This is a genomic window from Proteiniborus ethanoligenes, from assembly GCF_900107485.1.
GTDB lineage: Bacteria > Bacillota > Clostridia > Tissierellales > Proteiniboraceae > Proteiniborus > Proteiniborus ethanoligenes.
Window position 1 is genome coordinate 81920 of sequence record NZ_FNQE01000004.1, and the last position, 20848, is coordinate 102767.

Sequence of the window (20848 nt, forward strand, 5' to 3'; positions counted from 1 at the left end):
GAGTTACCTCCGGTAAATTAGTTCTTAGTTGTTAGTTGTTAGTTGTTAGTTGTTAGTTGTTAGTTGTTAGTTGCTGCTAACTGCTGAGTTTTTCCAGTATTCTTTGAAGAATGCTATGAATACTCCTAGCATAATGCCTAGTACTCCTGCTACGGCTACATTGAGCATCTTTCTCGGTCCTACTGGTTTGATAGGTACTAGTGCTGGAGAGACTATGTTAATGGTGGATTCTCCCATTTCCGTTGTCTCTGCTACCCTTATTTCTTCATATTTTTTTAGAAAAGCATCATAGGTTCCCTGTGCTATATCTACGTTTCTTTGTACTAGGTTAAGCTCGTGTTTCTTTTCTGCTAGTTCTGACTGTATCTTTTCTATTTCCTTCTGTGTCTGGTCTATTTTTGATTTCATCAACTCTAGTTCTTTTGTTGTCTCTGATACCAGTATTTTATACTCGGCTACTTTTGTTGATAGCTCAATATAGTTTATGTTTACCTCTTCGTTTTTCATTGTAATGCTAGAAGCCTCAGCTGCTGACATATTATTCTTTTCTGAAACTATACGACCTAAGAGCTGATCTTCTGATACTGATTTATTAGTCACTAGTATCTGTGGAGTGTTTTTTAGCTCTTCCTCTGCTGCTGCTAGCCCTGCTTTTAATTTGTTTAATGCAACTTCTTTTTCTACTACTCCAACCTTATATTCGCTTAATAATGTAAGCTTTGCTGCTTGCTCACTTGCTAATTCATCTACTCCTCTTGGTTGAGCCATTATCCTTTTAAGCTCTAAAGAAGCCTCGTCTAGCTTCGACTTCTCTGATTCTATTTGAGCTTTAAGAAACTTAGAGGACTTAGAGGCTTGTTGTTTTGACAAGTCAGTTACAAACTCTGTAAATCTTGTAGACATAGCATTTGCTATGTTAGCAGCTAGCTCTGGGTCACTGCTTGATACTTTTATTTCTATAAGGTTTGTATCTTTTATAGCTTCAAGAGCTATCATGTCTCTTAGACCTACTCTTGTTATTTCCCTTTCGGATAGGTTTAGGTCTTCTATTACCTGTTGTAAGATTTTAGGGCTTTTTATTTGCTCCTTATATGTTTGTATGGTCAGTACTGGATATGTAGATATGGTGTTTAGTATGCCTTCTACACTATCTCCGTTTTTGCTTATGTTTACTAGCTTGTCTGTGGCAAATGATGCCATGAGTACTGATTTTGCTTCGTATGTAGGATCTATTATAAAAAAGCTATATACTCCTGCTACTAGTACACAGATAGCTGTTATGATTGCTATTAGCTTCCAGCCTTTTATTAGTGTTTCTATGAGTTCTCTTAGGGATATTTCTTCGTAGTCGTATTGTTGTATTGGTTGTTGTTGCATGGTTTGACCTCGCTTTCGTTTTTGAGCGACCAAAGGTACGCCCCTACTATATTATTTATCTATAATTCCAAACATTAATGTTCCTTTACAAGCTACTTCTCCATCTACATAGGCTACTGCTTCTGCTTTGCCTATTCCTCTTCTCATAGCTATTAGCTCTACTTCCATTTTAAGTGTATCTCCAGGTCTTACTTGCTTTCTGAACCTTATTTTATCTATGCCTGTAAATACTGCTAGTTTGTCTTTATTTTCTTCTAGGGTCATGACTGCTACTGCTCCTACCTGTGCCATGGCTTCCACTATGAGCACTCCTGGCATTAGTGGGTTGTTTGGAAAGTGACCTTGGAAAAAGGGTTCATTTATTGTTACGTTCTTTATGCCTACTGCTTTTTTCCCTTCCTCTAGCTCTATGATTTTGTCTACTAGAAGGAATGGGTATCTATGTGGAATTATGCTTTGTATTTGTATGTTGTTTAGCATGATCTATCCCCCTTGTTAGTTGTTAGTTGTTGGTTGTTAGTTGTTAGACTGTTTATTAGTCCATTAAGCATTCTACCAACTTCATCAGCTAATTCTTTTATATCCTTATATTTTATATTATCAACATAACCTAAGTCTCTTGCTAAGATTAAGTGATATTTTGTCTCTTCCAAACTTCTAACTTCTCAAAGCTATCATTCATAAATACTACCCTCTTTAACACTGTTTTGGGCTAAGAACTAAGAGCTAATAACTAAAAGCTATATCTCTAAACAATTCCTATATATTATACCACATACCCTTATATTTTTGTTAGTAAATATATAATTAATGGTGCTGATATCATGTTTAGTAGTGTTGTTATAAATACTCCTTGGGATGCTAGTTTTGAGTTGGAGTTGTATTTTGTTGCGAATATGGCTGTGTTCATTGCTGATGGCATTCCGCTGAGAACTACTAGTGCTCCCCTAATTATTTCTGGCATAGGCAGCATTGAAAGTAAAAAGAGCATCAATATAGGCATTGTTAGTAGTCTTAGTACGGTGACTATATATAGCTTTTTGTTTTTTAATACTTCTGTCCCCTTTATATTAGCCAGCATACCTCCAGACACTAGCATTGCAAGAGGTGTTGTAGTATCTCCTAATAGCTTGAGAGGGCTGTTAATAATCTCTGGTATTTCAAAGGGTGCTAGAAAAAATAATATTCCTATAAATATAGATACCATACCAGGATTTAGAAAATCCTTTAGCATAGATTCTTTTCTGTCTTTTAATTTTGAATGTGCTGTTAAATATTTTACTCCCAGTGTCCACATAATTATATTGAAAAGGATGTTGTATACTGCTCCATAGAAAATACCTGTTTCTCCATATATTGCATTTAGTATGGGGAATCCCATGAATGCCGTATTTGGAAATACTATCAAGAAGCTATACACTCCTTTTTCGGGCTCTTCCGTTTTGAATATTTTATTAAAAACAAATGCAAATATTATAGCAAAGGCATAGGATATTGCACCGTATCCAAATATCATGACTGCATTGTTGAACATATCCATGGAGAATTTGTAGCTCATTGATGTCATGATTAGAGCTGGAAGTGTTATGTTCATTATCAGTCCTGATAAGTCCTTTAGCATTTGATCCGTTACTACATTTTTCTTTTTTATTGCGAATCCTATTAATATTAGCATAAATAATATCATGGTTTGGGTTAGTACGGGTAAAAATGACATGGATAGCCCCCTTTGTTAGTTGTTAGTTGTTAGTTGTTAGTTGTTAGTTGTTAGCTACTAGCTAACAGCTAAAGATGACAAAAAGAAGGCCTTGGCCTTCTTTAGTAGTTTCTTTTCATTTGCTCGTAGAGCATTTTGGCTATGCCTATGCCATTGCTTTCTTTGCTTAGATGGCTAGCTAGCTCTTGGTCCTGCATGTCTTCGAATATTTCTCTTGCTGTGCTTTTCTCTATTAGTCCGCTGTCTTCCACAGTTGAACGCATGGATTTTAGTAGCATATGAACAAATATGGCTTCAAAATCTTGACACGCTTTCATAAGGACCTTGTCATCTTCCTTATTATTTGCATTTTGGGCTGTTTGTTTGATTTTGTTTTCATCATATGCATTTGTATTTATTAACATATTAAGATTTGAATCGATTATATTCATAAAATCACCTTAAGTTTTTATTACCTTCTTAGATTATTTGCCATCTGAAGCATTTCATCTGATACTTGTATTGTTTTTGAGTTTATTTCATAAGCTCTTTGTGCAGTTATCATATTTACCATTTCGTCTACTACTTGGACGTTTGAAGCTTCTAGGTATCTTTGTATTATCTTGCTTTCCATTTCCTCTGGCTCTAGCATGTACTCTTCTCCAGATGCAGCTGTCATGCTGAATAGATTCTGTCCTTCACTTAGTAGACCTGCTGGATTTATAAAGTTGACTATTTTTAGTCTTCCTATTTCAATTATCTCATCATCTTCATCTCTTGCAGTTATATAGCCAAATTGGTCTACGTTTATGTCCTTCATCCCGCTTTCGATGATTATCTCAGCATCATCTTCATCAAGTACTATATAACCGTCAGATGTAACTAGCATAGCTTCGTCTCCGTCTACGCTTAGCTTAAAGCTTCCATCTCTAGTATATCTTACTTGTTCATTAGGTAGCAATACTGAAAAAAATCCTTCTCCATCTATAGCAAAGTCAAGAGGATTTTCTGTAGGTATTAGGCTCCCTTTTCTAAAATCTCTTGTAGTAGCAGTAGGCATAACTCCATGTCCCACTTCAAGATTTACTGGAGCACCTCCATCATCTGTTAGGTTTGTCTTTTTCATGGCTACATATAATAAGTCTTTAAATTCTGCTCTTTGTGTTTTATATCCATTTGTGTTTACATTGGATAGGTTATTTGATATTGTGTCTATGTTTAGCTGTTGAGCTTTCATTCCTGTTGCTGCTGTGTACAATGAACGAATCATAAATTCACATCCTTTTTTAACAGTAGTTTAACAGTCAAGTAACAATCGTTTAACCATCGTTAAACTATCGTTCAACTATTGTTCTAAACTCTTCCTAATTCATTTACTATCTTTTCTAGAAGCTCGTCTTGGGTTTTTATTACTTTTTGGCTTGACTCGTAGCTTCTGTAGGCTGTTATCATGCTTACCATTTCTTTTATGGTATCTACATTTGAGGCCTCTAGGTATCCTGACAGTACTTGACCTACAAACTCAGTTTCACCTGGATCTACATTTTCTAAAACTGCGTATAGATTGTTTCCTTGTTTTCTCAGATATTCTTTGTTGTCAAAGCTTACTATAACTAGACTATTTTCGACTTGTCCTTCTACAATTATATCACCATTCTCATTAATATCGAAACTATTATGGGATAGTACTATAGGACCATATTGTCCTAATACAGCATAGCCTTCCTTAGTTACTAGCTCTCCATTAGAGTTCAATGTAAATGAACCATCTCTTGTGTACCTTATGCCCTCTGGCGTTTCTATACTAAAAAATCCGTCACCCTTTAAGGCTAGGTCAAGCTTGTTCCCTGTTTCGATTAGAGTGCCTTCTGTGTAGTCTATTCCTACTTTATCTAATCTAACTCCACCACTAGTTGTCCCTATTACATTAAAAGGTGTAAAGGTTATAAGATTATCTACTATTTGTCCATTAGAGATTACATTTCCTCTATTGTCAATTTCTATGTTTCTGTCTTCTACTCTTATAGGTCCATTTTGACCTAATACATAGTTTTCTCCGTCTGTTTTATTTTGTGCATTTAGATCCTTATAATGAGTTTTAAGATAACCATTATCATCTATTATAAATTTCAAGTCCCTACTATAGCCTACGCCAGCAGGTGTTCTTACTTTAAAATATCCTGAATTAATTGATAAAGTGTATGCATCTTCTTCTACTTGTACATTTACTCCTCTAAAAGCCTTATGGTTGTCCATGTCTATCCTGTCGTTAATCTTGCTAAGCAGTACCTCTGGAAAGGCTTCTGATATGACTATGTCTTTTTTAAAGCCCTTAGTATTTGCATTGGCAAGGTTATTAGATATTACATCTATTCTTTTTTGGTTTAATAGTAAGGCTGATGCTGCAATATACATGGATCTATTCATAAAACCAACTCCTAATCATAACTTTTTCTTCTTTGTTCATCTGATAATACACTGTTTTCAAGAACATCTACCCACTCTAATGATTTTCCTGTACCTACAGCAACACATGACACAGGATCTTCTGCTATGTGGACAGGTATACCTGTTCTCTTGTTTATAAGCTCATCCATTCCCCACAATAATGAACCTCCGCCTGTCATTACCAAGCCAATATTTCCTATATCAGCTGCTAGCTCTGGTGGTGTTTTTTCGAGAACTGAATGTACTGTCTCTACTATGGCAGTTACTGGCTCCTCTAATGCCTCAAGCATTTCCTCTGATGTAATACTCACATTTTTAGGAAGACCAGTGACTAGGTTTCGTCCTCTTATATCCATTGAAACCTGAGTTTTTCTTGGATATGCAGTTCCTACATTTATCTTTAATTCTTCAGCACTTCTTTCTCCAATCATAATATTGTGCTTCTTTCTTATGTATCTTACTATGGCTTCGTCAAATTTATCTCCAGCTACTTTTATTGATTTACTTACTACTATTCCTCCTAGGGATATTACTGCAACGTCTGTAGTGCCTCCGCCTATGTCTACTATCATATGACCAGTAGGCTCTGTTATGTCTAATCCGGCTCCTATGGCTGCTGCTACAGGCTCTTCTATTAAATATGTTTTTCTAGCACCTGCTTGATTGCAGGCTTCTAATACCGCTCTTTTTTCTACCTCTGTAACTCCACTAGGCACACATACTATGACCCTTGGTTTAAAGACCATCCTTCCTGCTGCTTTATCTATAAAGTATTTAAGCATTCGCTCTGTTATTTCATAATCAGAAATTACTCCGTCCTTAAGTGGTCTTATAGCTATTATGTTGCCAGGAGTTCTCCCTAGCATTCTTCTTGCTTCTTCGCCTACTGCTAACAATTTATTTGAATTTTTGTCTATAGCAACTACCGATGGCTCTTGAAGTACTATTCCTTTTCCTTTTATGTACACTAATATACTGGCTGTCCCTAAGTCAATACCCATATCAGATCTTAATGAAAACATATCTAAACCTCTCTTTCATTTTTATTATCGCATGTTTAGTACAGTCAATTCACCGTAAATACAGTATCCTAATCTATTTCTATATATTTTCCAAAATTCCTCTTTTTTTCTTGTAAATATAACAAAAAAATATTATCTCCAGTTGGAAATAATATTTTTTGTTTTTTTTATATTAAGTTTTGAAAATCTTCATTAGTTGTTGATTGCTTTGTACTTCATTTTAGTTGCCTTGCCGCCTCTAATATGTCTCTCTGCCTTGTTCATATCTAGCACTTTTTTTACATTTCCTGCTACAAGAGGGTTTATCCTAGGGAGACGTTCGGTTACATCCTTATGTACAGTACTTTTACTTACACCAAAAACATTAGCGGTTTGTCTTACTGTAGCTTTTTCTCTTATTATATATTTGGCAATCTCCAATGCCCTTTCCTCTATATAATCCTTCAATAATTCAACCCCCTTTGCGGTATTCTTGTGAATATGAGTCTTTTTAAATAATACTTATGCGAAAAATTCATATATTAGAACTACTGACGTTACGTTGTGCATTATTTTGTAAATATTATTTAAGCTTAGGTAAAAACTGCTTGGGATTAACATTTTTCCCGTCTTTAATTACTTCAAAATGTAGATGTGGTCCATCTGCTAATTCAATACCTACTCCTTTACCTATTCCACTTATTGCATCACCTTTTTTTACTTCCTTGCCAACTGTGACCATGTCAGCTGTTGATAGACACCCGTATTTTGTTTGTAGTCCGTTCCCATGATCTATAGTGATGACTATTCCTAGCTCAGTGTCTTTTTCTACTTCTATGACGGTTCCATCAAGAACTGCCTTTACTGCTGTTCCTTCACTTCCTTTTATGTCTATTCCATTGTGTGTAGTCCATTGTTCTAGGGTTTTTGAATATACTAGCCTATTATCTGCATAATCCATGCCTATGTTCCCTAAAACCGGCTGGACCATTGCTACTGCCGCTAATTCTTGTTTTTGTGTAGTATTTTCTAATGTTGATGTAACTTTTATCATTTGTTCTTCTGAGGTGGCCGCCTCTTTGTCTTTTGTATCTTGAGTTAATGGTGCTTCTTTTTTCTCTATTAATGTGACATTTTTATCCTCTTCTTCAAGGTCATCAATGTCATCAAAATAGCCCTTAGCAAATTCAATATAATCTTCGTTGTCTAGTTTGTTTGCTTTATCATAATTACTTTTTGACACCCATACTGCTGTGGTTGTTACTATACATATACAAAGGAATAAGATAATATAAAAACCATCTTTGTCTGTAATTGTTTTTGTCGCTTTACCTATTCTATTTAGAATTAAATTAGTTTTATCTTTTTTGTCATTATCAATTTCACTATCATTTGGTTTTTTGTTAAACTCGTCCATACGCCCCACCTCCATTAGATATTATGACCAGCTTTAGAAAATTCATACATAGAAAAATATATTTTTTGCAAAAAAATAGAGATTCTTCACTACGCTCAGAATGACGGTGTTAGTTCTTAGTTCTTAGCTAAATACTAAAATTTAGAAGCTAGGGACTGTCTTTCTGAACAGATGAGAAGAATCTCAGTTTTTTAGTTGCTAGTTGAACAGTAGTTGAACAGTAGTTAAACAGTAGTTGAACAGTAGTTAAACAGTAGTTAAACAGTAGTTGAACAGTAGTTAAACAGTAGTTAAACAATTGTTAAACTATCGTTAAACTATCGTTAAACTATCGTTACACTATTGTTACACTATTGTTAAACTATCGTTACACTATTGTTAAACTATCGTTCCACTACTGTTATTGAAATTTTTAATTCTTAATTATATTTCCTTATCTCCACTCCTTGATAGTAATGCTTTAATATTTCTTCATGTGAACTGCCGTTTTTAGCCATGCCGTTGGCTCCCCATTGACTCATACCTACTCCATGACCATTCCCAAGAGTTTCTATTTGTATGGTGTCTCCTATTAAGTTTACTTTAAAGTTAGTAGAATTTAGATTGAAGAGCGCTCTAAATTCTCTTCCTTCTACTATTTTGTCTCCTATCATTAGCTTCATTATCCTGCCTGTATCGCTTTTGTCAGCTACCTTTATCATTTGTGTTATATTTTTTTTAGTAATTTTGGTATTTGGATACTTTTCATTTAGCTTTTTCACAAAGTCGTTGAAGGGCATGGATATACTATCCTTTAGCTTAGGAGCTCCTTCTTCGTAAGGGCTTTGGACGGACCTTAAATATGGTCTTGCAGTTGCAAATACATTTTCCGAATCCTCTGTCATACCCCCGCTTGTAGAATGGTAAGCTGCTTCTATTAGCTCACCATCATATGTAAGCACCATATGCTTAGTATCTTCTACTGCACTTACTATTCTAGGCCAATATTCTATAATCCAGCTTTCTCCATGTTTGTCTTTTAGCTCAGCTAAGGTAAGGTATGCCTGACAATGTACTCCAGTACATAATGGCGCTGTAATATGCTCGGGGTGTCCTTGACCATATCTTTGAATACGGTTTAGCGCATAGGTTCTTGCGGCTATGGCTTGAGCCTTTAGGGCTTCTATATGAAATGCTGCAGGCATCTCTGCAGCTAATACTCCTTTAAGATATTCCTCTAGCTCCATTTCGTCTGTGTTTTTAGTTTTTGTATTGTATATTTTGACAAGCTCCTTATTTTGAGCTACCTTTTGTGGACTATCTTTTATAGGGGTTTCCTTGTCCACGCTACATCCTTTTACTAAAAATAAAGGTAGCAATATGGTAATGAATAAAATAAATACTATGTATATAATTATGTTTCTCATGCGCTTCCCCCTTTTTTGAACGGTAGTTGAACAGTAAAGGAACAGTAGTTGAACAGTAGTTAAACAATCGTTAAACTATTGTTACACCATCGTTCTGCTTTAATTAAATTGTATGCGTGGGGGATAAGCTATATGAAAAAATTTTTAGGAATTAAAAAAGCCAAGGAATTTATCCTTGGCTTTTTTATAGTTCTATGGTATTAAGATTTCTTGTCCTGGGAATATTAGGTGTGGATTCTTTAGGCTATTGAATTCAGCTAGCTTTTCCCAAGCTAATCCAAATTGTTCTGCTATCTTCCAGAGTACGTCTCCAGCTTTTACAGTGTATTTTTGTCCAGCTGGTACTTCTACCTTTGGCTCTTCTACTGGAGCTGGTGCTGGTATTGGTTCTGGAGCTGGTTCTTCTGTTGGTAATAGTCCATGCTCTTTTGCTAATTCAGCAGGTATTTTTCCTTCTGCTGCTAGCTCATAAACATTAAGAGCTTTAACATTTGGTGTTCTTCCATCTTGTGATACAGGTACTTGTATTTCTCCTTTATTTACTTGCTCTATTATATAGTCTCTTAATGGATGATTTAAATCTGCTCCCACAACACTCCAGTTGTTATCTACCTCTGGAGAAATAGTTCCTTGCTCTTTAATATAATCTGCTATATAGCTTCTAAGTGATATTGGGTCTGTTTCTAGGTATGCTTCACCATTTATGATTCCCATATCCTTCATTCCACTATATCTATAGTTGTTGATAGCAAGCTTAAATACATCATCTTCTTTTACTGGATTACCCTTAAATACTAGGTCTACTATTCTTTCTCCTACTGGCTTAGATATGTCTACCTTGTATTCTACTCCTGCAAACATATCATAGTTATAGCCTCTTATGTTAGGATTAAAGCTTATAGTCACATCTCCTGGTTTGTAAGTGTTATAATATGCTGCTGACCATTCCATATAAGCCTTTAGCTCTTTTCCTGTTACCTCTACCCCTACAAGAGTGTTAGGGTATTTGTATATGTCAAATATATTATTAAATGAAATGTTCCCTTTTCTGATGTTAGAATCATTCTTAAACAGTGCTGCTGCAGCTATGTCTGCTCCTGTATACTTAAGCTGTACTGTATTTATAAGATCTATAACTGCTGTATCTCTTACTTGAGCCTCTGGAATACCTTTTACTTCAGATGCTGGGTGGAAATCATCTGTTGCTACTCCTAAAGTTTCCTTTAAGAATTCTAATGTAGCTTCGTGGTATACTTTAGTATGCTCTTTTAGCTCTTCTGATGCTTCAAATTCTACTACTTCTATAAGTGAAGGAGTCTTTTCTATTACCTTCCAGCCTTCTCCATCTTTTTGTAAGGTTAAGTCTATTCTAACTACTTGTCTGCCTTGGTCTCTTGCAGCTCCTATAGCTACATTTCCTTCCATTCTTGCTATGCTTTCATGGTCGTGGCCTATTAGCATTGCTTCTATTTCAGGATTTCTTTCTATAACTAGTTTAACAGCATCGCCACCGTCTTCCTCGTGTCTGCTTTCTAGTCCTGAGTGAGCTGTAGCTATTATGATGTCTACTTTTTCTGTTTCTTTTAATAATTTAATTTGCTTTTCTGCTTCTTCTGCCATATGTGTAAAGTAAAGGCTGTCTACTTTAGCTCCATCCCATCTTGGGATACTTGGTGTTGTTAAGCCTAAAATACCTACTTTAACTCCTGCTATTTCTTTTACTATATAAGGCTTTACATAGTGTGTATCATCTGCTCTTTTATAAGTGTTTGCTGATAACATAGGAAATTCTGCTTCTTCTATTATTTTATTAACTAGATCAAGTCCAAAGTTAAACTCATGATTACCTAATGTCATTGCATCGTAGCCCATAAAGTTCATAGCTGCTATCACTGGATTAGGCTCATCTAGGTTTACATTGTATAAGTCATCTGTCAACACTGTTCCCTGTATAGTATCACCATTGTCTAACAGTATTGTGTTAGGATTTTCTTCTCTTACCTTTTGTACAACTGTGAAAACCTTTGCAAGACCAACACTTTCATTTGCTTTTGCATCCTCGTATGACCAATTATAGATGTTGCCATGAACGTCTGTAGTGCCTAATATAGTAATCTTCACTGTATCTTCAGCGTTTGCCATTGCTGGCACTACGAAAATACCTAATAATAATGAAAGTGTTACAATTAGGCTAAGTATTTTTTTAGTTTTAAATTTCATTTGTCATCCTCCTTAATAATTGAATTTTTACTACGTAATACAATATATTCTATACTCGTCCAAAAAATCCTTCCAAATTAACCAATTATGTCATTTTTTAGTTGGACAGTTGTTGAACGGTAGGGGAACAGTAGTTGAACAGTAGTTGAACGGTAGTTGAACGGTAGTTGAACGGTAGTTGAACAATCGTTAAACTATGGTTCAACCGTTCTCAATAAAAAAACGAGGTTGCCCTCGTTTTTATAGTTCTATGGTATCAAAATTTCTTGTCCTGGGAATATTAGATGTGGATTCTTTAGGCTGTTGAATTCAGCTAGCTTTTCCCAAGCTAAGCCAAATTGTTTAGCTATTCTCCAAAGTACGTCTCCAGCCTTTACAGTGTATTTTTGTCCAGCTGGTACTTCTACCTTTGGCTCTTCTACTGGAGTTGGTGTTGGTTCTGGTGTTGGTTCTTCTACTACTTCTTTCTCTATTACTGTCATTCTTGGATTAGCTGTTGCTGGTATTGAGTCTAACTCCTTAACATATTCAATCAGGATTTCGTCAAGACCTGGTAGTTCAACTACAAGAGCTCCTTCTTTAAACATTTCATATCCGTCTCCACCTGCTGCCATGAAGTCGTTTGTAGCTACCTTGTATGTTTTACCTAAGTCAAGTGGCTCTCCACCTATTTTAACGTCTTTAACTCTACTGCCTGCTTCTGCATTTAAATCTAGAGTAAATGTTGCACCTGCTACCTGTGCAAATGAACCTGCAGCTGCTGGATAACTAGCTGTTCCATGCTCAAGAGCTGCTAATATTTGTGCCCCTGTATATTCCTTTACTATAACATAGTTACCAAATGGAAGAACTGTTATTATATCTCCCATAGTGATATCTCCAGCTTCTATTGAAGCTCTTATTCCACCACCATTTGTTATAGCCATGTCAGCTTCTGATGCTGATAGCATTGCAGCTGTTATAAGGTTTGAAAGGTTTGTTTCTCCACCTCTTACATTGTTTCTTTCTCCAACAAGTACCACGTCTGTTTTTCCTACTACTACTGAAGTGATTTCTTCATTTCCTTTTTTTACTTCTGCAATAAGAGCAGCTACATCAGCATCTGCTTCTAATTCTGCTGCTGCTTCTAAACTAAATAGTGTAGGCTCTATACTTTCTAATTTTCCATCTTTGAAGGTTAAGTTAATTATACCTAAGTTATTGTTGTATTCTCCTGTTTGTACTATCTTAGTAGCTTTTTCTTCATTGTCTATTTTGTCTAGATGTGTATGACTGTGTCCATCTATTATAAGGTCTATTCCTTCTACATTGTCTCTTACCTTGTAAGCTGTATCTACACTTTCTTCATCAATTCCTAAATGTGCCAATGCTATTATAGCATCTACTTTTTCTTCCTTAAGCTTTGCTACCATTTCTTTTGCAGACTCTACTGGATCTTTAAATGTTAATCCTATAACATTTTTAGGATTTGTTTTAACTGTAGTCTCTGGGGTTGCAAGACCAAATATACCTATTTTTAGTCCGCCAACTTCTTTTATTACAAATGGCTCAAGTAATGGAGAACCATCTGTTTTTATAACATTTGCAGCTATTAATGGAAATTCCATTAATTCTTTAAGTTCTAATAATCTGTCTTGTCCATAGTTAAAATCATGGTTGCCAGGAGTCATTACATCATATCCCATAGCATTCATAACCTTAACTATACTTTCTCCCTTTGAGATTGTAGCAAAGCTTTGTCCATGAAGTGTGTCACCTGCATCAACTAATAAAGTGTTTGGATTTGCTTCTTTTAGCTCTTTTACTTTTGCTGCAATCTTTGCAAATCCTATTCCAGCTTCAACTCTTGAGTGGGTATCGTTTGTATGTACTATTGTAATTTCTATTGTATTTTCTTCTGCATAAACTCCTACTATTGGTGCAAAGACTAGTCCTAGTACCATTGAAAGTGTAACTATTAAGCTAAGAATTCTTGTTTTCTTGAAGTTCATAATAATCCTCCTTTAAGATTTATTTTTTGCACATTAATAATATTATTCTATAAAAGAAAGAAAATTCCTTCTTAAAGCAAAAAGTTATACAATTTATATTAACGGTAGTTAAACGGTTGTTGAACGATAGTTTAACCATCGTTCAACTATTGTTCCTCTACTGTTAAACTATTGTTAAACTATCGTTCCCCTATTGTTCCATCATTCGCAACTAAAAAACTGACAAGTCCTTATTTCCTTGTCAGCTTTATCTTATTCTACTCTATATATTTTAGCTCCCATATTTGAAAGCTTTTGTTCTATGTCTGTATATCCTCTGTCTATATGATATATATCGCTTATTTCTGTATGGCCCTCTGATACTAATCCTGCTAATATAAGTGCTGCTCCTGCTCTTAAATCTGTAGCTTTTACAGGTGCTCCCATCATCTTATCTGTACCTTGTATAATTGCGCTTCTACCGTCAATTTTTATATTTGCTCCCATTCTTTTTAGCTCATCAACATGCATGAATCTATTTTCAAATACAGTTTCTATCATTACACTAGTTCCATTGGCTATACTCATTAGTGCCATAAATTGCGACTGCATATCTGTAGGAAAACCAGGATAAGGAAGTGTCTTTATATCAACGGATTTTATGCCATTCTTAGCAATGACTCTCACACTATCTTCTTTTTCCTCTACATCTATTCCTGCTTCTATTAGCTTTGCAATTATAGGTTTAATATGGCTAGGTATTACATTTTCAATAAGTACATCTCCTCCAGTTATAGCAGCAGCTATCATATATGTTCCTGCCTCTATTCTGTCTGGAATTACTGAGTGTCTTGTCTTGCCTAGCTCTGTTACTCCCTTTATTCTGATATTGTTAGTACCTGCGCCCTTTATATCTGCCCCCATTTTATTAAGGAAATTTGCTAAATCTACTATTTCAGGCTCCATTGCAGCATTTTCTATGATTGTTTCTCCCTTTGCCATTGTAGCTGCCATCATTATGTTTTCTGTGGCTCCCACACTTGGAAAATCAAGATATATCTTATCTCCAATTAGTTTATCTGCATATGCTTCTACATAGCCATGACCTACTTCTATATTTGCTCCTAATGCCTTAAACCCTTTTAAGTGCAAATCTATAGGTCTAGTACCTATGGCACAGCCTCCAGGAAGAGATATTCTTGCTTTACCCATCCTGGCCAATAAAGGTCCCATTACTAGAAAAGAAGCTCTCATTTTTCTCATTAATTCATAGGGTGCTTCAATATTAGTTATCTTTGAAGAATTAATCTCTAAAATATTTTTATTATGTCTATTTATGTCAACACCTAAAGCTGCAAGAACTTCACTTATTACATCTACATCATCTAAAGCTGGAATATCTTCAAGTGTACATGTTTCTTGCGAAAGAAGTGAAGCTGCTATAATTGGTAGTGTAGAGTTTTTTGCTCCACTAACTTTTACAGAGCCTTTTAATGCAGGACTCTTCTCAACAATAATCTTTGGCACGTATTGTTTCCTCCCTTTTGTTGTTAGTTCTTAGTTGGCTGTTAGTATCCTATTGCAATTATTGGGTATCCCATAAGTATATATGTTTTCCCTTCATATTCATTATAACTCATAGCAATATTTAAATTCATCTTTTTATTTCCTGTATATATAAATCTATCAATATCTGGTGAATATGCGGAAATGCTTATTATTTCATTTTCTATTAGACCTTCTATTTTACTGCTATTTGTTATGGAAAGAGCTTTTGTTATTTTTTTTAGTACATTTCTCATATCTAATTCTGCCTCAAATGTACCAATAATGCAATAGGTATTTTCTGATTTTATATTGTATGTTTTATACAAATTTTCAATTTTTCTTGTTGTTTCTCCAAGTTTATTATAATCTTTTTCTTGTGTAATGTCTATTACTATACTTGTTTCTCCAGTATTTGCTTCTTTATCTAAATATGAATAAAGTATTATAGTAAATAAGCCTTGCTCCTTGTCCTTTCCATAGGTGACTATTTGGCAGCTACTAAAGGCTTCTGTATTTATATCTTCGTATTCAGCTTCCTCTTTTTCTTCTAATCCGATTAAATCTAATTCTTTTATTATGTAGTCCATAATTAAACTAAGTTCTTCCCTATCCTTATAATCTTCGAACATAGTTCCGCTAAAATTAAGGTTGAGCTGAAAAAAATCTGCTCCTGTTTCTTCAAAGGCCTTTATGAACAGGTCTTCATTTTTTAAACCTTCCTTGTCTGCATATGACCAATTTATAAATGTTAGTAGTATTATGAGTCCAATTGAAATAATATTTTTTATCTTTTTCATTTTACCCCTCCGGTTTAACGATAGTGTAACGATAGTGTAACGATAGTTTAACGATAGTTTAACGATAGTTTAACGATAGTTTAACGATAGTTAAACGATAGTGTAACGATAGTTTAACGATAGTTTAACGATAGTTTAACGATAGTGTAACGATAGTTTAACAATTGTTAAACTATTGTTCAACTACTGTTCAACTACTGTTCAACTACTGTTCAACTACTGTTCAACTACTGTTCAACTACTGTTCAACTACTGTTCAACTACTATTCAACTACTGTTTAACTACTGTTCAATTAAGTAATTTGAGGAAAGGATAAAATGCAAAAATGTAAAGGGGGACAAAACACTTTTGCAATGGAGCCACCTTTCCTCATAAACAAGTATTAACATCTAATAGGGGGTTTTATACATAGAAAAAAACAAAATGAGTTGGAAAATTCCAACTCATTTTTATAATTTTTATTCTTCTTCTGCAACATTTATTCTGTTTACTGCTTTTTTAAGAGAGATTTCTGCTCTTGCTACGTCTATATTGTCTCTTCTTGCTAGTCTTTCTTCTGCTCTTTTCTTTGCTTCTTCTGCTCTCTCTACATCTATTTCTTCAGGCCATTCGCAAGCGTCTGAAACAATAGTTGATTTTTCTTTAGTTACTTCTATATATCCACCTGCCACTGCTGCTGTTCTAGTTTTGTCGCCTTGTTTTATCTGAATCTTTCCTATGCCAAGTGGAGTTACTAAGGGTGACATACCCTTTAGAATACCTAATTCTCCTTCTACGCCTCTTACTATTATCATGTCTACTTCTTCTTCGAAAAACTTCCTATCAGGAGTTACTATTTCTAGCATAAATCCTGCCATTTAAAGCACCTCCTAATATCCCATTTTCTTAGCTTTTTCAACAGCTTCTTCTATTGTTCCTACGAATAAGAATGCTGATTCAGGAAGATTGTCATGCTTTCCTTCAAGTATTTCCTTAAAGCCTCTAATAGTTTCTTTTAGTGGTACATATGCTCCTGGCATACCTGTAAATTGCTCTGCAACACTAAATGGTTGAGATAAGAAACGTTGAATTCTTCTAGCACGTGCAACTGTTACTTTATCGTCCTCAGATAATTCATCCATACCAAGTATAGCTATAATATCTTGAAGCTCTTTGTATCTTTGAAGAATTTCTTGTACTTCACGAGCTACCTGGTAATGCTCTTCTCCTACAACTAATGGGTCTAGGATTCTAGATGATGAATCTAGTGGGTCAACTGCTGGATATATTCCTAGCTCTGATATTGCACGTGATAAAACTGTTGTAGCATCCAAGTGAGCAAATGTAGTAGCTGGTGCAGGGTCTGTTAAGTCGTCTGCAGGTACATATACAGCCTGAACTGATGTTATTGAGCCTTTCTTAGTAGATGTGATTCTCTCTTGTAGAAGTCCCATCTCTGTAGCCAATGTAGGCTGGTAACCAACGGCACTTGGCATACGTCCAAGTAAAGCTGAAACCTCTGAGCCTGCTTGAGTAAATCTAAATATATTGTCTATAAATAGAAGTACGTCCTGTCCTTGCACATCTCTAAAGTATTCTGCCATTGTAAGTCCTGTTAATGCAACTCTCATTCTAGCTCCTGGTGGTTCATTCATCTGGCCAAATACTAGTGCTGTTTTGTCTATAACTCCAGAGTCTTTCATTTCATAGTATAGGTCATTTCCTTCTCTTGTTCTCTCTCCAACACCGGAGAATACTGATAATCCACCGTGCTCTTTTGCTATGTTGTTAATAAGCTCTTGAATAAGAACTGTCTTTCCAACACCTGCTCCACCGAATAGACCTATTTTACCACCTTTTGCATATGGTGCTATTAAGTCTATAACTTTTATTCCTGTTTCAAATATTTCAGTAGCTGTTTCTTGTTCTTCAAATGATGGTGATGGTCTATGGATTGGGAAGTGTTCTTCTGTATCTATAGCGCCAACTTCATCAATTGTTTCTCCAAGAACATTAAATAATCTTCCTAATGTAGCCTTTCCTACAGGAATTGTTATAGGGCTTCCTGTATCTACAGCCTCCATGCCTCTAACAAGGCCATCTGTGGAAGACATGGCAATACATCTAACTGTATCGTCGCCAATGTGCTGTGCCACCTCTGCCACTACCTTAGAATCTTGTCCTTGTATTTCTATAGCATTTAGAAGGTTTGGCAGATTTTCTTCGCTAAATCTTATATCCAACACAGGTCCGATTATTTGAACTACTTTACCTATGTTTTTTTCGGCCATTTATTTCACTCCTTTGCTTTATGAACAGTGGTTGAACTATAGTTGAACAGTAGTTGAACAGTAGTTGAACAGTAGTTGAACAGTAGTTAAACTATCGTTAAACCATCGTTACACTATCGTTAAACCATCGTTACACTATCGTTAAACTATTGCTACACTATCGTTAAACCATCGTTACACTATCGTTAAACTATTGCTACACTATCGTTAAACTATTGTTACTCTATCGTTAAACTATTGTTACTCTATCGTTAAACCATCGTTACACTATCGTTAATTATTTAAGCGCTTCTGCTCCGCCTACGATCTCTGATATTTCCTGAGTTATGGATGCTTGACGTGCTCTGTTGTATTTTAGTCCAAGGTCGTCTATCATTTCTTCTGCATTATCTGTTGCAGATTCCATGGCTGTTCTTCTCGCTCCTTGCTCACTAGCTGAAGATTCTATCAAAGCACCATATATGGCACTGTTTATATACTTAGGTATTATATAATCTAGTACTTCCTCAGGGGATGGCTCATATTCTATTAATGTTTTTGAGCCTTCTGTTTTTTCTTCTTTCATATTTTCAGCAGGTAAAAGCTTAAGTATTGTCGGTTCCTGAGATATAACGCTTTTAAATCTAGTATATACTAGGTTTACTTCATCAACCTCACCATTTTTATATAATTCTGTGGCAAGGTTGCCTATTTTACTAGCATCTGCATACTCTGGGTCTTCTGATATGGATACAAATTCGCCAACAATATTGTAGCCTCTTCTTTTAAAGTAATCCTTACCTTTTTGACCAGCTGTTATTAAAACAGTGTTGTTTTTATCATCTATATTGCTTTCTGCTAGCTTTATTGCGTTACTGTTGTAGCCTCCTGCTAAGCCTCTGTCAGCAGTTACCACTATAAAAGCCCGCTTTTTTACTTCGCGTTTTTCCAATAAAGGATGTTTTATACCTGTTGTAGAAGAAAGAATGTCTCCAATGCTTCTAACTATGGTTTGATAGTAGGGTCTAGTTCTTTCGAGCTTTTCCCTAGCTTTTCTAAGCTTTGCTGATGAAACCAATTCCATAGCCTTTGTTATTTGCTTTGTACTGCTAATACTTCTAATCCTTCTTTTTATATCCTTCATTGCTTGAGCCATGTTCTCACCTCTCTTTTCTTTGAATAACAGCTTTAATCTGTTTTATACTGCTATGCAAAGCTCTTCTTAAACTCTTCTATCCCTTTAACAAGCTCAGCTTCTATTTCTTTAGTTAATTCTTTTGTTTCTATGATTTTCTTTCCTACTTGTGGATAAGTGGTTTCCATAAAGTTTAGGAATTCTCTTTCAAAGTCTTTTATTCTCTCTAGTGGTACATCTGACATATACTTGTTAGTAACAGCATAAAGAACCATTATCTGTTTTTCTACAGGCATAGGGCTATATTGAGGCTGTTTTAAGATCTCCATTATTCTTTCACCATGGGATAATCTATCTTGAGTTTCCTTGTCAAGCTCTGAACCAAACTGAGCAAAGGCTGATAGCTCTCTATATTGAGCTAGCTCAAGCTTTATACCTCCGGATACTTTTTTCATAGCTTTGATCTGTGCAGCTCCACCAACACGTGATACGGAAAGTCCTGAGTTAACAGCTGGTCTTTGTCCTGAGAAGAACAACTCTGACTCAAGGAATATCTGTCCATCTGTTATGGATATTACGTTTGTTGGTATATAAGCTGATATATCTCCTGCTAGAGTTTCTATAATTGGAAGTGCAGTTATTGAACCTCCGCCATATTTTTCATCTAATCTTGCAGCTCTTTCTAATAGTCTTGAGTGTAGATAGAATACGTCTCCAGGATAAGCTTCACGTCCTGGTGGACGTCTTAGTAGTAATGACATTGCACGATAAGCAACTGCGTGTTTAGACAAGTCATCATATATTATCAACACATCTTTTCCTTGATACATAAATTCTTCTGCCATAGCCACACCAGCATAAGGTGCTATATATTGAAGCGGTGCTAGCTCACTAGCTGTTGCAGAAACTACGATAGAATAATCCATAGCGCCCTTTGATTCTAGTGTATTTACTATCTGAGCTACTGTAGATCTTTTTTGTCCTATAGCTACATATATACAGATAACATCCTGTCCTTTTTGGTTTATTATAGTATCTATAGCTATGGCTGTTTTACCTGTTTGTCTATCACCTATGATAAGCTCTCTTTGTCCTCTTCCTATAGGAATCATAGAGTCTATGGCTTTAATACCAGTTTGTAATGGTGCAGAAACTGATTTTCTTTCAATAACTCCAGGTGCTCTTGACTCTACAGGTCTAAACTTATCTGTATTTATAGGTCCTTTTCCGTCTATAGGCTGACCAAGTGAGTTTACAACTCTACCTATTAATGCATCACCAACTGGAACTTCAACGATTCTTTCTGTTCTCTTAACTATGTCGCCTTCTTTGATATTCTCATCAGAGCCTAAAAGAACGCAACCTACGTTGTCTTCCTCAAGGTTAAGTGCCATACCATATACTTCACCTGGGAACTCTAACAACTCTCCAGACATACAGCTTTCAAGTCCATGAATCCTTGCTATACCGTCTCCAACTTGAATAACTGTACCTACATCTACTACATCAAGCTTTTTCTCATATCTTTTAATCTGCTCTTTTATAATTGAGCTAATTTCTTCAGGTCTAAGATTCATTTAGTT

The 20848-nt window shown here is 35.4% G+C and carries 19 protein-coding genes; all 19 read right to left on the reverse strand.

Translation table 11 applies throughout. The features are described from left to right. Positions 1-66 precede the first annotated feature (66 nt). A complete protein-coding gene (locus tag BLV37_RS02910; protein ID WP_091727010.1) occupies positions 67-1377 on the reverse strand; it encodes a GumC family protein in 1311 nt (436 codons plus the stop codon). A 51-nt stretch (positions 1378-1428) separates the two neighbouring features. After that, positions 1429-1857 (reverse strand): 3-hydroxyacyl-ACP dehydratase FabZ, encoded by a 429-nt coding sequence (gene fabZ / locus BLV37_RS02915; protein ID WP_091727013.1) that lies wholly within the window; start codon positions 1855-1857, stop codon positions 1429-1431. Next, positions 1851-2030 (reverse strand): four helix bundle protein, encoded by a 180-nt coding sequence (locus tag BLV37_RS02920; RefSeq protein ID WP_091727016.1) that lies wholly within the window; start codon positions 2028-2030, stop codon positions 1851-1853. The genes fabZ and BLV37_RS02920 overlap by 7 nt, the downstream gene beginning before the upstream one ends. A gap of 128 nt (positions 2031-2158) precedes the next feature. Further along, on the reverse strand, positions 2159-3094 hold the full coding sequence (locus BLV37_RS02925) for an AEC family transporter (protein ID WP_091727018.1): 936 nt from the start codon (positions 3092-3094) through the stop codon (positions 2159-2161). A gap of 101 nt (positions 3095-3195) precedes the next feature. Further along, positions 3196-3525, reverse strand: coding sequence for a rod-binding protein (locus BLV37_RS02930; RefSeq protein ID WP_091727021.1), 330 nt, complete (start codon positions 3523-3525; stop codon positions 3196-3198). 20 nt (positions 3526-3545) lie between these two features. After that, positions 3546-4343, reverse strand: a complete 798-nt coding sequence (gene flgG, locus BLV37_RS02935) for a flagellar basal-body rod protein FlgG (protein WP_091727024.1) — start codon at positions 4341-4343, stop codon at positions 3546-3548. 83 nt (positions 4344-4426) lie between these two features. Next, the gene (locus tag BLV37_RS02940) at positions 4427-5500 is read right to left on the reverse strand and encodes a flagellar hook-basal body protein (protein WP_208975186.1); all 1074 of its coding nucleotides are present in this window, start codon (positions 5498-5500) and stop codon (positions 4427-4429) included. A gap of 11 nt (positions 5501-5511) precedes the next feature. After that, on the reverse strand, positions 5512-6543 hold the full coding sequence (mreB, locus tag BLV37_RS02945) for a rod shape-determining protein (RefSeq protein ID WP_091727026.1): 1032 nt from the start codon (positions 6541-6543) through the stop codon (positions 5512-5514). Between the two features lie 192 nt (positions 6544-6735). Beyond that, positions 6736-6990, reverse strand: coding sequence for a sporulation transcriptional regulator SpoIIID (gene spoIIID, locus BLV37_RS02950; RefSeq protein WP_091727028.1), 255 nt, complete (start codon positions 6988-6990; stop codon positions 6736-6738). 115 nt (positions 6991-7105) lie between these two features. Then, positions 7106-7939: a M23 family metallopeptidase gene (locus BLV37_RS02955; protein WP_176967840.1), complete on the reverse strand. Its 834-nt coding sequence runs from the start codon at positions 7937-7939 to the stop codon at positions 7106-7108. A 419-nt stretch (positions 7940-8358) separates the two neighbouring features. Beyond that, positions 8359-9345: a stage II sporulation protein D gene (gene spoIID, locus BLV37_RS02960; RefSeq protein WP_091727033.1), complete on the reverse strand. Its 987-nt coding sequence runs from the start codon at positions 9343-9345 to the stop codon at positions 8359-8361. A 192-nt stretch (positions 9346-9537) separates the two neighbouring features. After that, complete coding sequence (locus tag BLV37_RS02965; protein ID WP_091727036.1) at positions 9538-11565, reverse strand: 5'-nucleotidase C-terminal domain-containing protein; 2028 nt, start codon at positions 11563-11565, stop codon at positions 9538-9540. A 248-nt stretch (positions 11566-11813) separates the two neighbouring features. Beyond that, complete coding sequence (locus BLV37_RS02970; protein WP_091727037.1) at positions 11814-13556, reverse strand: 5'-nucleotidase C-terminal domain-containing protein; 1743 nt, start codon at positions 13554-13556, stop codon at positions 11814-11816. A 252-nt stretch (positions 13557-13808) separates the two neighbouring features. Continuing rightward, positions 13809-15062 (reverse strand): UDP-N-acetylglucosamine 1-carboxyvinyltransferase, encoded by a 1254-nt coding sequence (murA, locus tag BLV37_RS02975; RefSeq protein ID WP_091727040.1) that lies wholly within the window; start codon positions 15060-15062, stop codon positions 13809-13811. A gap of 41 nt (positions 15063-15103) precedes the next feature. Continuing rightward, positions 15104-15880: a YwmB family TATA-box binding protein gene (locus BLV37_RS02980; RefSeq protein WP_091727042.1), complete on the reverse strand. Its 777-nt coding sequence runs from the start codon at positions 15878-15880 to the stop codon at positions 15104-15106. Between the two features lie 459 nt (positions 15881-16339). Continuing rightward, entirely contained in the window at positions 16340-16738 is a 399-nt protein-coding gene (locus BLV37_RS02985) for a F0F1 ATP synthase subunit epsilon (RefSeq protein WP_091727045.1), read from the reverse strand. Positions 16739-16750: 12 nt separating this feature from the next. Beyond that, complete coding sequence (atpD, locus tag BLV37_RS02990) at positions 16751-18151, reverse strand: F0F1 ATP synthase subunit beta (RefSeq protein WP_091727048.1); 1401 nt, start codon at positions 18149-18151, stop codon at positions 16751-16753. A 277-nt stretch (positions 18152-18428) separates the two neighbouring features. Further along, complete coding sequence (atpG, locus tag BLV37_RS02995; protein WP_091727051.1) at positions 18429-19286, reverse strand: ATP synthase F1 subunit gamma; 858 nt, start codon at positions 19284-19286, stop codon at positions 18429-18431. A 50-nt stretch (positions 19287-19336) separates the two neighbouring features. After that, on the reverse strand, positions 19337-20842 hold the full coding sequence (atpA, locus tag BLV37_RS03000) for a F0F1 ATP synthase subunit alpha (RefSeq protein WP_091727053.1): 1506 nt from the start codon (positions 20840-20842) through the stop codon (positions 19337-19339). Between the last annotated feature and the right edge of the window lie 6 nt (positions 20843-20848).